The following is a 13,735-nucleotide window of genomic DNA, read 5'->3' as shown; positions in this document are numbered from 1 at the left end:
CCCGCCCGGGCGCACCGGAACCAGGAAGGCACTCATGCTCGTCTCGCCGACGCTGTCGATCCCCTCGCCCGGCTGGAGCGGGTTCTCGCTGGGGCCGTTCGAGGTCCACGCCTACGCTCTATGCATCCTGCTCGGGATGGCCGCGGCCATCGCGATCACGACCCGGCGCATGGACGCCCGCGGTCAGGACGGCGACTTCGTCATGGATGCGGCGCTGCTGGCCATCCCGCTGGGCATCATCGGCGCCCGGTTCTACCACGTGGTCATCACCGACCCCGGTTACTACTTCGGCTCCGCGGAGGGGCTGATGGAGATCCCGCAGCTGTGGAAGGGCGGGCTGGGGATCATGGGCGGCGTGGCCTTCGGCGCCCTGGCCGTGTGGATCATGTGCCGGGTGCGCGGGACCTCCTACGCCCTGTTCGCGGACTGCGTGGCTCCGGCCCTGCTGGTGGCCCAGGCCCTGGGCCGCTGGGGCAACTGGTTCAACCAGGAGCTCTTCGGCCGCGCCACCACGCTTCCCTGGGGCCTCGAGATCGCCCCCACGTCCCCCAACTTCCCGGACGGGCTTCCGGCGGGCACGCTGTTCCACCCCACGTTTCTCTACGAGTCGCTGTGGAACCTGCTGGGGGCGGCGCTGATCATCTGGCTCGGGCGCAGCCGCCGCACGGCGCACCGGGTCGACGGCGGCCGCTCGATGGCGCTCTACCTGATCTGGTACGGGACCGGTCGCATGCTGATCGAGATCTTCCTGCGCATCGACCCCTCCGCCATGTTCCTGGGCGTGCGCATCCACGTGTTCACCGCTGCGGCGCTGATCGTCGTCGGCCTGCTGCTCTACGCGTGGCTCTCCCGCCGCAAGGCCGCCGTCCTGGGCTCGGTCGCCGAGCACCCTGCCTCGACCCGCGCCGCGAACGGCAGCGGCAGCCACCGGGCCGTCGCTGCGGCTCGGCAGTCCGAGGCCGCCGCTGCCCCCGGGGCCGAAACCGCCTCCGAGCCCTGGCGCGGTGCCCGGATCAACCGGCTGCCCGATCTCGAACGCGCAGACCGCACCGCGGCAGCTGCCGAGCCCGAGCCCGACAGCGCCGAGCTCGGCGAGCAGGCTGACCCCTCCGGTGACGTGCGGCTGCAGGCCTTCGTCGAGACGCGCGCAGCCGATCCGTCGCGCCAGCCGGTGCGCGGCTGAGACGCACCGGATCGCCTCCGCATCGGCCGGGGCGGCCGCCCTGTGACGCGGCATGAAACAGCCAGGAAACACCCCGGCAGTATCCTCATCGCCGCATCAGCATGCGCTCCGCTGACGCCGCTCGGTCCCATCGGCTGAGGCAGGCACCGTCGGGCGGTGCCGAGCCGCAGCCATCAGGTGAGGAGAATTCCATGTCGCAGTCCGATCCCGGTCCCCGGGCGCACCCGGCCCCGCAGAGCGAGGACCAGGTCCCTGAGGCCGTCCCGACCGAGTCCTCGGACGGGTCCGTCCGCTCGCCGTTCACCGAGTTCTCCACCGCCCCCGAGCAGCAGGGCCTCTACCGACCGGATCAGGAGAAGGACGCCTGCGGCCTGGCCGTGATCGCGACTCTCGACGGGCAGCCCCGCCACGAGATCGTGGACAAGGCGCTGATCGCTCTGCGGGCCCTGGAGCACCGAGGCGCCGTGGGCGGCGACTCCGGCTCCGGCGACGGCGCGGGCATCCTCCTGCAGATCCCCGACGCCTTCTTCCGCGAGGTCCTCGACTTCGAGCTGCCCGCTCCGGGCACCTACGCCGTGGGCTCGGCCTTCCTCCCCACCGGCGGTCGCGACGAGGCGCAGATCCGCGCCCAGATGGAGGAGATCGCCCAGGCAGAGGGCCTCGAGGTCCTCGGCTGGCGCGAGGTCCCCGTCGACGACTCCGCGATCGGCAGCGCGGCGCGCTCGGTCATGCCGTACTTCGTCCAGCTCTTCGTCCAGGAGCGTCGTGACGCGCAGGAGGCCTTCACCGGCCACATCCCGGTCCAGGACCTCGACGGCTCCGCCGCCCGCCTGCAGCTCGATCAGAAGGCCTTCCGGCTGCGCAAGCGCTCCCAGAACCGACTGGGCATCTACTGCTCGTCGTTCTCCACCTCGACCATCGTCTACAAGGGCATGCTCACCACGGCCCAGCTCGAGCCGTTCTACCCGGATCTGTCGGACGAGCGCTTCGGCACGCGGCTGGCGGTGGTGCACTCGCGGTTCTCGACCAACACGTTCCCGTCGTGGCCGCTGGCTCAGCCCATGCGCACCCTGGCCCACAACGGCGAGATCAACACCGTCAAGGGCAACCGGAACTGGATGCGCGCGCGCCAGTCGCAGCTGAAGTCGCCGCTGCTGGGCCGCAATCCGGAGGAGCTGTTCCCGATCTGCTCCGTGGGCGCCTCCGACTCGCAGTCCCTCGACGAGGTGGCCGAGCTGCTGATGCTCTCCGGCCGTCCGCTCGTGCAGGCCATGATGATGATGATCCCGGAGGCCTGGGAGAACCACGAGACCATGGACGTCGACCGGCGCTCGTTCTACGAGTACCACTCCACGCTCATGGAGCCGTGGGACGGCCCCGCCGCCGTGGCCTTCACCGACGGCCGCCGCGTGGGCTCGGTGCTGGACCGCAACGGGCTGCGGCCCGGGCGCTTCTGGGAGACCGAGGACGGCCTGGTCGTCTTCGCCTCCGAGGTCGGCGTGGTCGACCTGTCGGACCGCACGATCGTGCGCAAGGGCCGCGTGGCCCCCGGCACCATGTTCCTGGTGGACACGGTCGAGGGCCGGATCGTGGAGGACGCCGAGCTCAAGCAGGAGATCGCTGACCTGCAGCCGTGGCAGGAGTGGTCCGAGGGCAACACCGTCCGCATCGCGGATCTGCCCGAGCGCGAGCACATGCGCCACCCGCGCTCGTCGATCGAGCTGCGGCAGAAGACCTTCGGCTACACCCACGAGGAGCTCGCCAAGATCATCGGCCCCATGGCCGAGAAGGGCGCCGAGCCCATCTACGCCATGGGCACCGACACCCCGGTGGCCGTGCTGGCCGAGCGCCCGCGCCTGCTCTTCGACTACTTCGTGCAGTCCTTCGCCCAGGTGACGAATCCGCCGCTGGACTCGATCCGCGAGGAGCTTGTGACCTCCATGCGGTGCGCGCTGGGGCCCATGGGCAATCTGCTGACCACCAAGCGCGTCCGCACGCACCAGGTGATCCTCGAGTTCCCCGTCATCAACAACGACGAGCTCGATCAGGTCCTGCACCTCACCGACGAGGACGAGATGCCGATCGCCCTCAAGGTGCGCGGCCTCTATCGCCCCGAGGGTGGGGGAGCGGGGCTGCGGGCGCGCATCGCGGAGATCTGCGAGAAGGTCTCGGCCGCGGTCAACCGCGGCGTGCAGTACGTCGTGATCTCAGACCGCGACTCGAACGGCTCGTGGGCGCCGATCCCCTCGCTGCTGCTCACCAGCGCGATCCACCACCACCTGCTGCGCTCGGCCACCCGCACCAAGTGCTCGCTCGTGGTCGAGGCCGGCGATGTCCGCGAGGTCCACCACGTGGCCCTGCTGCTGGGCTACGGCGCCTCGGGCGTGAACCCCTACCTGGCCATGGAGTCCGCGGAGGACCTCGTGCGCGCCGGGCAGATCGCCGGGGTCACGGAGGAGCAGGCGGTCGCCCACCTCATCAAGGCGCTCGGCAAGGGCGTGCAGAAGATCATGTCCAAGATGGGCATCTCGACCGTCTCGTCCTACTGCGGGGCCCAGACCTTCGAGGCGCTGGGCCTGTCGAAGGAGCTGATCGAGGACTTCTTCACCGGAACCGTCTCGCAGCTCGACGGCGTGGGCCTGGACGTCATCGCCGAGGAGACGCATGCGCGGCATCGTCGGGCCTACCCCGAGGACGGCGTGGTGGAGCCGCACATCGGGCTGGACACCGGCGGCGAGTACGACTGGCGCCGCGACGGCGCCCCGCACCTGTTCAGCCCGGAGGTCGTCTTCCGGCTGCAGCACTCGACCCGCACCGGCAGCTACGACATCTTCCGCTCCTACACCCGGCTGGTGGATGAGCAGTCGGAGCAGCTCAAGACCATCCGCGGCCTGCTGTCCTTCGACTCGGACCGCACCCCGGTCCCGCTCGAGGAGGTCGAGCCGGTCGAGGAGATCTTCAAGCGGTTCTCGACCGGGGCCATGTCCTACGGATCGATCTCCATGGAGGCCCACGAGACCCTGGCGATCGCCATGAACCGGATCGGCGCCAAGTCGAACACGGGCGAGGGTGGCGAGGACGTCGAGCGGCTCATGGATCCGCAGCGACGGTCCAAGATCAAGCAGATCGCCTCCGGGCGCTTCGGGGTCACGAGCCTGTACCTGACGAACGCCGAGGATCTGCAGATCAAGATGGCCCAGGGCGCCAAGCCCGGCGAGGGCGGCCAGCTCATGGCCCAGAAGGTCTACCCGTGGGTCGCCCGGACCCGTCACTCGACCCCGGGCGTGTCGCTGATCTCGCCGCCGCCGCACCACGACATTTACTCGATCGAGGACCTGGCGCAGCTGATCTACGACCTTAAGCGCTCCAACCCCTCGGCGCGGGTGCACGTCAAGCTGGTCTCGGAGCTCGGCATCGGCACCGTGGCCTCGGGCGTGACCAAGGCCCGCGCGGACGTCGTGCTGGTCTCCGGCCACGACGGCGGTACGGGCGCTGCCCCGTTGAACTCGCTCAAGCACGCCGGGCTGCCCTGGGAGATCGGGCTGGCCGAGACCCAGCAGACCCTGATGCTCAACGGGCTGCGCGATCGGGTGGTCGTGCAGGCGGACGGGCAGATGAAGACCGGGCGCGACGTCGTGATCGCGGCGCTGCTGGGCGCGGAGGAGTATGGCTTCGCGACCGCGCCGCTGGTGGTCGAGGGCTGCATCATGATGCGCAAGTGCCACCTGGACACCTGCCCGGTGGGCGTGGCCACCCAGAACCCGCTGCTGCGGGAGCGGTTCACGGGCAGGGCCGAGCACGTGGTGAACTTCTTCACGTTCCTGGCCGAGGAGGTCCGCGAGCTGCTGGCCCAGCTGGGCTTCCGCAGCCTCGACGAGGCCATCGGCCACGCCGAGATCCTGCGCACGGACCGGGCGATCAGGCACTGGAAGGCAGAGGGACTGGACCTGACCCCGGTGCTGCACTCCTCGGTGCTCGAGCACGAGGGCAAGGAGGTCCGGTGCCGTAGAGGCCAGGACCACGAGCTCGATCAGCACTTCGACGTCGCCCTGATCCGCGAGTCCCAGCCGGCGCTGAGGGACCGGGAGCCGGTGCGGCTGCAGCACGAGATCGTGAACACCGATCGGTCGGTGGGCACCATGCTCGGGCATGAGGTGACCCGCACCTTCCAGACCGACGAGCTCGGCCACGACACGATCGACATCACCCTCCTCGGGCAGGCCGGGCAGTCGCTGGGGGCCTTCCTGCCCCAAGGCATCACCCTGCGGCTGGAGGGCGATGCGAACGACTACGCCGGCAAGGGCCTCTCCGGCGGTCGGATCATCATCCGCCCCGCTCGGGATGCGTCCTTCACCGCCGAGGACAACGTGGTGGCCGGCAACGTGATCGGCTACGGCGCCACGAGCGGCGAGATCCTGCTGCGCGGCCAGGTGGGGGAGCGCTTCCTGGTGCGCAACTCCGGAGCGACCGCGGTGGCCGAGGGCATCGGCGATCACGGCTGCGAGTACATGACCGGCGGCACCGCGCTGATCATCGGGCGCACCGGCCGCAACTTCGGGGCCGGGATGTCCGGCGGCGTCGCCTACGTCCTGGACCTGAGCGAGGCGGCGGTGAACCTCCAGTCGCGCACCAGCGGCGAGCTGCAGCTGCTCGAGCTCGACGACGACGACCGCGCCACGGTGCAGGGACTCCTGCGCCGCCATGCCGAGGAGACCGGATCGCAGCTGGCCCAGCGCCTGCTCGACGACCTCGAGACCACCTGCGCGCGCCTGACCAAGGTGCTCCCGCGCGACTACTCGACCGTGCTCGGCATCCGTGCCGATGCCGAGCGCGACGGCCTGGACCCGGACGGGACCGAGGCCTGGAACCAGATCCTGGAGGCGACGACCCGTGGCTGATCCCCGTGGATTCCTCAAGACGACCGAGCGCGTGGACCGGCCCAAGCGGCCGGTGCCGGTGCGCATCATGGACTTCGCCGAGGTCCAGACCCGGCAGGATCCGTCCGTGATCCATCAGCAGGCGGGTCGTTGCATGGACTGCGGCATCCCGTTCTGCCACCAGGGCTGCCCGCTGGGCAATCTCATCCCGGAGTGGAACGACCTCATGTGGCGCGGACGCGACCGCGAGGCCGTGGCCCGCATGCACGCGACCAACAACTTCCCGGAGCTGACGGGGCGCGTGTGCCCGGCCCCGTGCGAGTCGGCGTGCGTGCTGGGCATCAACCAGCCCGCGGTGACGATCAAGCAGGTCGAGTACGAGATCGGCGAGAAGGCGCTCGACGACGGCCTGCTCGAGCCGTTCATCCCGGATCGCCTGGTCGGGCAGACCGTGGCCGTCGTGGGCTCGGGCCCGTCCGGTCTGGCCGCGGCCCAGCAGCTCACGCAGGCCGGGTTCACGGTGGCGGTCTTCGAGCGCGACGACCGCATCGGGGGGCTGCTGCGCTACGGCATCCCCGACTTCAAGCTCGAGAAGGAGGTGCTGGAGCGCCGCCTGGAGGTCATGCGCCAGGAGGGCACCCGCTTCCGCACCGGCGTGGAGATCGGCCGGGACATCACCTGGGACCAGTTGCGCCGCCGCTACGACGCCGTCATCGTGGCCACCGGAGCCTTGAAGCCCCGCGAGCTGCCGGTGCCGGGCCGCGAGCTGGACGGGGTGCACCAGGCGATGGAGTACCTCACCCAGTCCAACCGCGTCGTCGCCGGCGACGAGGTCGCGGATCAGATCCGGGCCGATGGGAAGCACGTGGTGGTGCTGGGCGGCGGGGACACCGGCTCCGACTGCATCGGCACCGCCAACCGTCAGGGCGCCGCCTCGGTGACGAACATCGCGATCGGCTTCGAGCCGCCCGCCCAGCGTCCGGACTCCGAGCCGTGGCCCATGGCGCCCAAGGTGCTCGACGTCTCCTCGTCGCACGAGGAGGGCGTGGACCGCGTGTACCTGTCCTCGACCGTCGAGCTGATCGCCGGTGAGGACGGCCGGGTGCGCGCCCTGCGCCTGGCCGAGACCGAGTACCTTCCGGACGGCAGCCGCGGGCCCAAGGCCGGCACCGAGCGCGAGATCCCCGCGGATCTGGTGCTGCTGGCGCTGGGGTTCACGGGCAACGAGTCGGATGAGCTGGTCTCGCAGCTGCAGGTCAGCTGCGAGCCCCGCGGCACGGTCGCCCGCGATGACCACTACATGACTTCGGTGCGCGGCGTCTTCGCCTGCGGGGACTCGGGCCGCGGTGCGTCGCTGGTGGTCTGGGCCATCGCCGAGGGGCGCGCCTGCGCCGCCGAGGTCGAGAAGCACCTCACCGGCAGCACGCGCCTGCCCGCGCCGGTGCGGCCCAGCACGCGGGCCATCGACCTGCGCTGAGCCACTCGGCACCGCCCTGAGGGTTCCGGCCCTGCGCAGGCACCTCCGTGAGCCCGCGGGCGCACGGGCCGCGCACCCCTGGTCCGGGGGTCGCGGCCCGCTCGTGGCTGCGGCGGATCGTCTCCGTCACCAGGAGTGACGAGCATCTCGCTGTTAGCCCTCAGCGCGCATCCGACTTCGCCCATCTCCGACCGATCGCCTGCAGGGCGAGTATGGTGGGGAGAAGAGCGGGTCCTTTCGAGGCCCGCAGCATGACCCCGGCAGAGCTGCCGCGCAGGATTCCTCCCTCGCAGCTTCGGGGGTCTGCGCGTCGGTCTGCCAGTTCCGACATCGAGCAGGAGGAAGTGCCTTGCGCAGAGCGAAGATCGTGGCGACCATCGGTCCGGCCATCAGCTCCTACGAGAAGATCACCGAAGCCATCCAGGCCGGGCTGAACGTCGCCCGCCTCAACATGAGCCATGACACCCACGACACCCACCTGGCGTCGTACCAGAACCTGCGTCGCGCCTCGGAGGATCTCGGCCAGACCGTCGCGATCATGGCCGACCTGCAGGGGCCCAAGATCCGCCTCGGCCGCTTCGCCGACGGCCCCCACGAGCTGGCCGTGGGCGATGTCTTCACCATCACCGTCGAGGACATCCTGGGCGATCGCACCCGCTGCTCCACCACGTTCAAGGGGTTGCCCCAGGACGTGAAGCCCGGCGACCCGCTGCTGATCGACGACGGCAAGGTCGCCCTGCGGGCCACCGAGGTCACCGACACCGACGTCACCACCGTCGTGGAGGTGCCCGGCAAGGTCTCGAACAACAAGGGCATCAACCTGCCCGGCGTGGCCGTGAACGTCCCCGCCCTGTCCGACAAGGACGAGGTGGACCTGCGCTGGGCCCTGAACACGGGCTGCGACCTCGTCGCTCTGTCGTTCGTGCGCACCGGCGACGACATCACCCGCGTGCACGAGATCATGGACGAGGAGGGCCGCCGCGTCCCCGTCATCGCCAAGATCGAGAAGCCGCAGGCCGTGGAGAACCTCCACGAGATCATCGACAGCTTCGACGGCATCATGGTCGCTCGCGGCGATCTCGGCGTCGAGCTGCCGCTGGAGGAGGTCCCGGTCGTGCAGAAGCGCGCGATCGAGCTGGCGCGCCGCTGGGCCAAGCCGGTCATCGTGGCCACCCAGGTCCTCGAGACCATGATGGAGAACCCGCGCCCCACGCGCGCCGAGGCCTCGGACTGCGCCAACGCCGTGCTCGACGGCGCGGATGCGGTCATGCTCTCCGGCGAGACCTCGATCGGCGCCTACCCGATCGAGGCGCTGCAGACCATGTCGCGCATCATCCTGGCCACCGAGCGCCAGGGCTGGGAGCGCATCAGCCAGATGGTCACGGAGCCGCGCACCCGCGGCGGTGCGATCACCCGCGCGGCCGTGACCATCGCCCGTCAGCTGGACGTCCAGTACCTCACCACGTTCACGCAGTCCGGTGACACGGCCCGCCGCCTGTGCCGTCTGCGCCCGCAGCAGCCGATCCTGGCCTTCACCCCGGACCCCAACGTCGTGGCGTTCTGCTCGCTGCTGTGGGGCGTCCAGCCGATCCTCAGCGATCAGGTCGACCACACGGACGAGATGACCCGACAGGTGGACCTCTACCTCCAGTCGCATGATCTGGCTTCGCCGGAGGACCTGGTGGTCATCTGCGCGGGCTCGCCCCCAGGCGTGGCCGGTTCGACCAACCTGGTCAAGGTGCACCGCGTCGGCGATGCCAACGACTCCGGGGCCACCGTCGAGGATTCCCAGAAGGAGCGTCACGAGTCCGTGAGGCCCTGGAACCACTGATCAAGGAGCAGGCGGACTGATCCCGCGGAGCGGATCTGATCCTGCGAGGTCTGCGGCCCCGTCCACGAGCAGCGGCTCGTGGACGGGGCCGCTGCGCGTCCGAGGTGCGAACGCAGCTGCTGGCTGGTCTGTCGGTCATGACTCGATCCAAGGCGGCGGGCCGCACAAAGCCCTCCCGTTGCGCTGTTCCATGGCTGGGCAGAGACTGTCGCGCGCTCAGGCAGGCGGGGGAGTCCCTTGCCCTCGGGATAGACGAGAAGCGCCCCGAGCCTGTGGCTCGGGGCGCTTCCGTGGGGCCGGGGATGGCCCAGAGTGCCCAAGGTGGGACTCGAACCCACACTCCGAAGAACCGCATTTTGAGTGCGGCGCGTCTGCCGATTCCGCCACTTGGGCGCGCGAGGCGCACGCAGAACCCTACCGCAGGGATCCGGCACGCCGCGGCATGGATGACTAGGCTGGGAGCATCGCCTGTTGGGGCGCAGTCCTGCGGCTCCGACACGTGCTCGAGGTCCCCGGAGCAGTGAGCGGGAGGCCCAGCCCATCCTGTCGCCTGTGCCGAAGGAGCCACCGCCGTGACCGAGAACACCGAACCGCTGGATCTCCCCGTCCCGGGCGGCTCCGAATCCCAGGCCGACGACGCTGGAGCATCGGAGGCAGCACACCGCCGACGCGTGGTCGTGGCCGAGGACGACTCCATGATCCGCATGGACGTGGTGGAGATGCTGTCCTCCGAGGGCTACGACGTCGTGGGGGAGGCCGCCGACGGCCGCCGTGCGGTGGAGCTGACCCGCGAGCACGAGCCCGATCTGGTGCTCATGGACGTGAAGATGCCGGTGCTCGACGGCATCTCGGCCGCCGAGGAGATCGCCGCCGAGCGCATCGCCCCGGTCGTGCTGCTGACGGCCTTCAGCCAGAAGGAGCTCGTAGAGCGGGCCCGGGAAGCCGGGGCCATGGCCTACGTGGTCAAGCCCTACACCGCCGCAGAGCTGATCCCCGCGATCGAGATCGCCGTCTCGCGCTTCGACGAGATCGTGGCGCTCGAGGACGAGGTCACCGAGATGAAGGACCAGTTCGAGACCCGCAAGCTGGTTGAGCGCGCCAAGTCGCTGCTGATCTCGCGCATGGGCCTGACCGAGCCGGAGGCCTTCCGCTGGATCCAGAAGACCTCCATGGACCGCCGCCTGTCCATGCGCGAGGTCGCCGACGCGATCCTCAACCAGGTGGGCTGAGCACCCACCCGTGTCCCGCGCGCCCATCGGGGAGGGCGCGCCCATCGGGGAGGGGATGAGGGGCGTCGTGCTGTCCGGGCGCGCCCCTAGGATGGGCCCGTGAGCACGAAGACCAGCACCGAGACCGCCGCCCCCGCCTCCGTCACGATCGGGATCAAGACGGACGACCCCGTCGAGATCCCGCTGCCTCAGCGGATCGAGCGCCCGGAGCGGCGCCTGCTGCTGATCGACGGCCACTCGCTGGCCTTCCGCGCCTTCTTCGCTCTGTCGCGGGCCGCGGAGTACGGCAGCGGTCCGTCGTTCGTGACCTCGGACGGCACGCACACGGAGGCCGTCTACGGCTTCCTGAACACCATGGCCAAGATGCTGCGCGAGCAGAAGCCCACGCATCTGGTGGTGACCTTCGACCTCGACGGCCCCACGCTGCGCTCCCAGGAGTACGGCGAGTACAAGGGCGGCCGCGATGAGACGCCCGAGGAGTTCCACGGACAGGTCCAGCGCATCCAGGAGATCCTGCAGGCGCTGAACATCCCGATCGTGACCAAGGAGGGCTACGAGGCGGACGACGTCCTGGCCACCCTGTCGGCTGCGGGCTCCGCTCAGGAGTTCGAGGTCCTGGTCTTCTCCGGCGATCGCGACGCCTTCCAGATGGTCGACGAGAACGTCACCATCGTCTACCCGGGACGCACGCCGTCGGATCTGCGGCTCATGGACGCGGCGGCGGTCATGGAGAAATACAAGGTGGCCCCGCAGAACTACCCGGACCTGGCGGCTCTCACCGGAGAGCAGGCGGACAACCTGCCCGGCGTCCCCGGCGTGGGACCGGGCTTCGCGGCCAAGTGGATCGAGGCCTACGGCCGCGTCGAGTCGATCATCGACAACGCGGACAAGATCACGGGCAAGAAGGGCGAGGCCCTTCGCGAGAACCTGGACCTGGTCCGTCGCAACCGGAAGCTCAATCGCCTGGAGACCACGCTCGAGCTCGGCTTCGACCTGGCGGACGCGGCGCTGCCCGCCCCGGATGCCGAGAAGGTCGACGAGCTGTTCGATGCCCTCGAGTTCGGCTCGGGCCTGCGCGGGCGCCTCTTCGACGCCCTCGCCGCCGACGACGACTCCCCCCGAGCCTCCGCACCCACGATCGAGTCGGTCGAGGACGCCGAATCCTCCGCAGAGCTCACGGCCTGGCTGGAGGACGCCGAGGGCGAGGTCGTCGTGCGCCCCATCCGCCACGACGACGACGCCCGCCTGCCGGGTGCGCGCGAGATCACCGAGCTGCTGCTGGTGCGCGCAGGCGCCGAAGCGAAGTCACCGTCCGCACTGCGACTGGATCTCACGGCCTCGGACGCGCAGCTGGAGTCGACCCTGGCCGCGTGGCTGGCCGATGCCGAGCAGCCCAAGGTGGCCGTGGGCCTCAAGGAGCTGTGGAAGTCGTTGACCGTCCGCGGGCTCGAGCTCGCCGGTGCGGTCGATGACATCCAGCTCTCGGCCTACCTCCTGGAGCCGGCGCGCACGCACTACGACCTCGAGGGCCTGCTGGCCACCCACCTGGATATCGAGGTCGAGCAGTTCCGGGAGGACGACTCCGCCGCTGAAGGCCAGACCGCGCTCGACGTCTCCGCGGGGGAGCCCGGTACCGCTGCCCGCACCTCCCAGGCGCGGCTGCTGCATGAGGCCTCGCTGGCCCTGTCGACCCTGGAGCTCTCGCGCGTTCTGCGCGAGAAGCTGCAGGCCGACGACCAGCTCGGGCTGCTCACGGACATGGATCTCCCGCTGGCCCGGATCCTGGGGCAGATGGAGCTCACCGGCGTGGCCGTCGACGCCCAGCGCGTGGCAGAGCTGATCGACGACCTCGACGGCCCGATCCAGCAGGCGTGGGACACCGCGCAGGAGATCGTGTCCCGGAAGGAGGGCGCGGCGGAGATCAACCTGGGCTCCACCAAGCAGCTGCAGGTCGTGCTCTTCGAGACCCTCGGGCTGCCGCCGACCAAGAAGATCAAGACCGGCTACACGACCTCCGCCTCCGCAGTGGCAGACCTGCTCGGCAAGGTCGATCCCGATTCCGAGGGCGCCCGCTTCCTGCTCGCCCTGATGCGCTGGCGCGATTTCACCAAGCTGCGGCAGATCGTGCAGGGCCTGCGCCAGGCGGTGGCCGAGGATGACCGCATCCACACCGACTACCAGCAGACGGTGGCCGCCACCGGCCGGCTGTCCTCGACCGATCCGAACCTGCAGAACATCCCGGTGCGCAGCCAGGAGGGGCGCCGCACCCGTGCGGTGTTCGTGGTGGGCCAGGACGATCAGGGCCCATTCGAGACCCTGGTGACCGCCGACTACTCCCAGATCGAGATGCGCGTGATGGCGCACCTGTCCGGCGATGAGGGCCTGATCGAGGCCTTCCGTGCGGGTGAGGACCTCCACCGGTACGTGGGCTCCAAGGTCTTCGGGGTCGCCCCGGAGGACGTGACGCCGGAGATGCGCTCCAAGGTCAAGGCCATGAGCTACGGACTGGTCTACGGGCTGAGCTCCTACGGCCTGTCTCAGCAGCTGCAGATCTCGGTGGACGAGGCGCGGACCATGATGTCCGACTACTTCAAGCGCTTCGGCGGCGTGCGCGACTTCCTGCGCGGCGTCGTCGAGGAGGCTCGGGAGGTCGGCTACACCGCCACGATCGACGGTCGCCGCCGCTACCTCCCGGATCTGGCCAGCGACAACCGCCAGGCGCGTCAGGGAGCCGAGCGCGCCGCGCTGAACGCCCCCATCCAGGGTTCGGCCGCGGACATCATCAAGCGCGCCATGATCAACGTGGACGCCGAGCTGTCCCGCGAGGGACTGCGCTCGCGCGTGCTGCTGCAGGTCCACGACGAGCTCGTGGTCGAGGCCGCTCCGGGAGAGGTGGAGCGGGTCACCGAGATCCTGCGCGAGCAGATGGGCGCGGCCGCCGAGCTGACCGTTCCGCTCGAGGTCAACGTGGGCACCGGCCCCGACTGGAACGCCGCGGCGCACTGAGCTCCGGCACCTCCGGCTTCGGCTTGACACGGCGAGACGGAAGCGTCCGGACGTGTTGAAGGCCGCAGACCGGCCGGCTAGACTTCCGTCGGTGCGTACTGCGCACTCGTACGAACTGCAAGCCATCGGCGC

General features: G+C 70.0%; 6 protein-coding genes and 1 tRNA gene. 6 read left to right on the top strand and 1 reads right to left on the bottom strand.

Annotated features, from left to right (window positions below):
* Positions 1–34 precede the first annotated feature (34 nt).
* From lgt to pyk, 4 genes are all read left to right on the top strand, one after another.
* The gene (gene lgt / locus RF645_RS00335; protein ID WP_006213213.1) at positions 35–1,183 is read left to right on the top strand and encodes a prolipoprotein diacylglyceryl transferase; all 1,149 of its coding nucleotides are present in this window, start codon (positions 35–37) and stop codon (positions 1,181–1,183) included.
* A 191-nt stretch (positions 1,184–1,374) separates the two neighbouring features.
* On the top strand, positions 1,375–6,081 hold the full coding sequence (gene gltB / locus RF645_RS00330) for a glutamate synthase large subunit (RefSeq protein ID WP_006213212.1): 4,707 nt from the start codon (positions 1,375–1,377) through the stop codon (positions 6,079–6,081).
* On the top strand, positions 6,074–7,537 hold the full coding sequence (locus RF645_RS00325; RefSeq protein ID WP_006213211.1) for a glutamate synthase subunit beta: 1,464 nt from the start codon (positions 6,074–6,076) through the stop codon (positions 7,535–7,537). Before gltB ends, RF645_RS00325 begins: the two co-directional genes overlap by 8 nt.
* Before the next feature lie 349 nt (positions 7,538–7,886).
* Complete coding sequence (gene pyk, locus RF645_RS00320; protein ID WP_006213210.1) at positions 7,887–9,368, top strand: pyruvate kinase; 1,482 nt, start codon at positions 7,887–7,889, stop codon at positions 9,366–9,368.
* 313 nt (positions 9,369–9,681) lie between these two features.
* Here pyk and RF645_RS00315 read toward each other — a convergent pair.
* Positions 9,682–9,761 (bottom strand) — tRNA-Leu (locus tag RF645_RS00315).
* 278 nt (positions 9,762–10,039) lie between these two features.
* On the opposite strand from RF645_RS00315, the gene RF645_RS00310 reads away from it, so the two are divergent.
* The gene (locus tag RF645_RS00310; protein WP_231861159.1) at positions 10,040–10,597 is read left to right on the top strand and encodes an ANTAR domain-containing response regulator; all 558 of its coding nucleotides are present in this window, start codon (positions 10,040–10,042) and stop codon (positions 10,595–10,597) included.
* 99 nt (positions 10,598–10,696) lie between these two features.
* Entirely contained in the window at positions 10,697–13,603 is a 2,907-nt protein-coding gene (gene polA / locus RF645_RS00305; protein ID WP_006213208.1) for a DNA polymerase I, read from the top strand.
* The last annotated feature ends 132 nt before the right edge of the window (positions 13,604–13,735 follow it).

This window comes from Kocuria sp. CPCC 205260 (genome assembly GCF_040981045.1).
GTDB classification, from domain to species: Bacteria; Actinomycetota; Actinomycetes; order Actinomycetales; family Micrococcaceae; genus Kocuria; species Kocuria palustris.
The sequence above is the reverse complement of the archived record's forward strand: the minus strand, read 5'-3'. Positions and strand labels throughout refer to the sequence as shown.

What these genes read in the sequence shown, in the direction of transcription:
- lgt (WP_006213213.1), top strand. Translation starts at nt 35, where the DNA reads ATGCTCGTCTCGCCGACGCTGTCGATCCCCTCGCCCGGCTGGAGCGGG.
- gltB (WP_006213212.1), top strand. Translation starts at nt 1,375, where the DNA reads ATGTCGCAGTCCGATCCCGGTCCCCGGGCGCACCCGGCCCCGCAGAGC.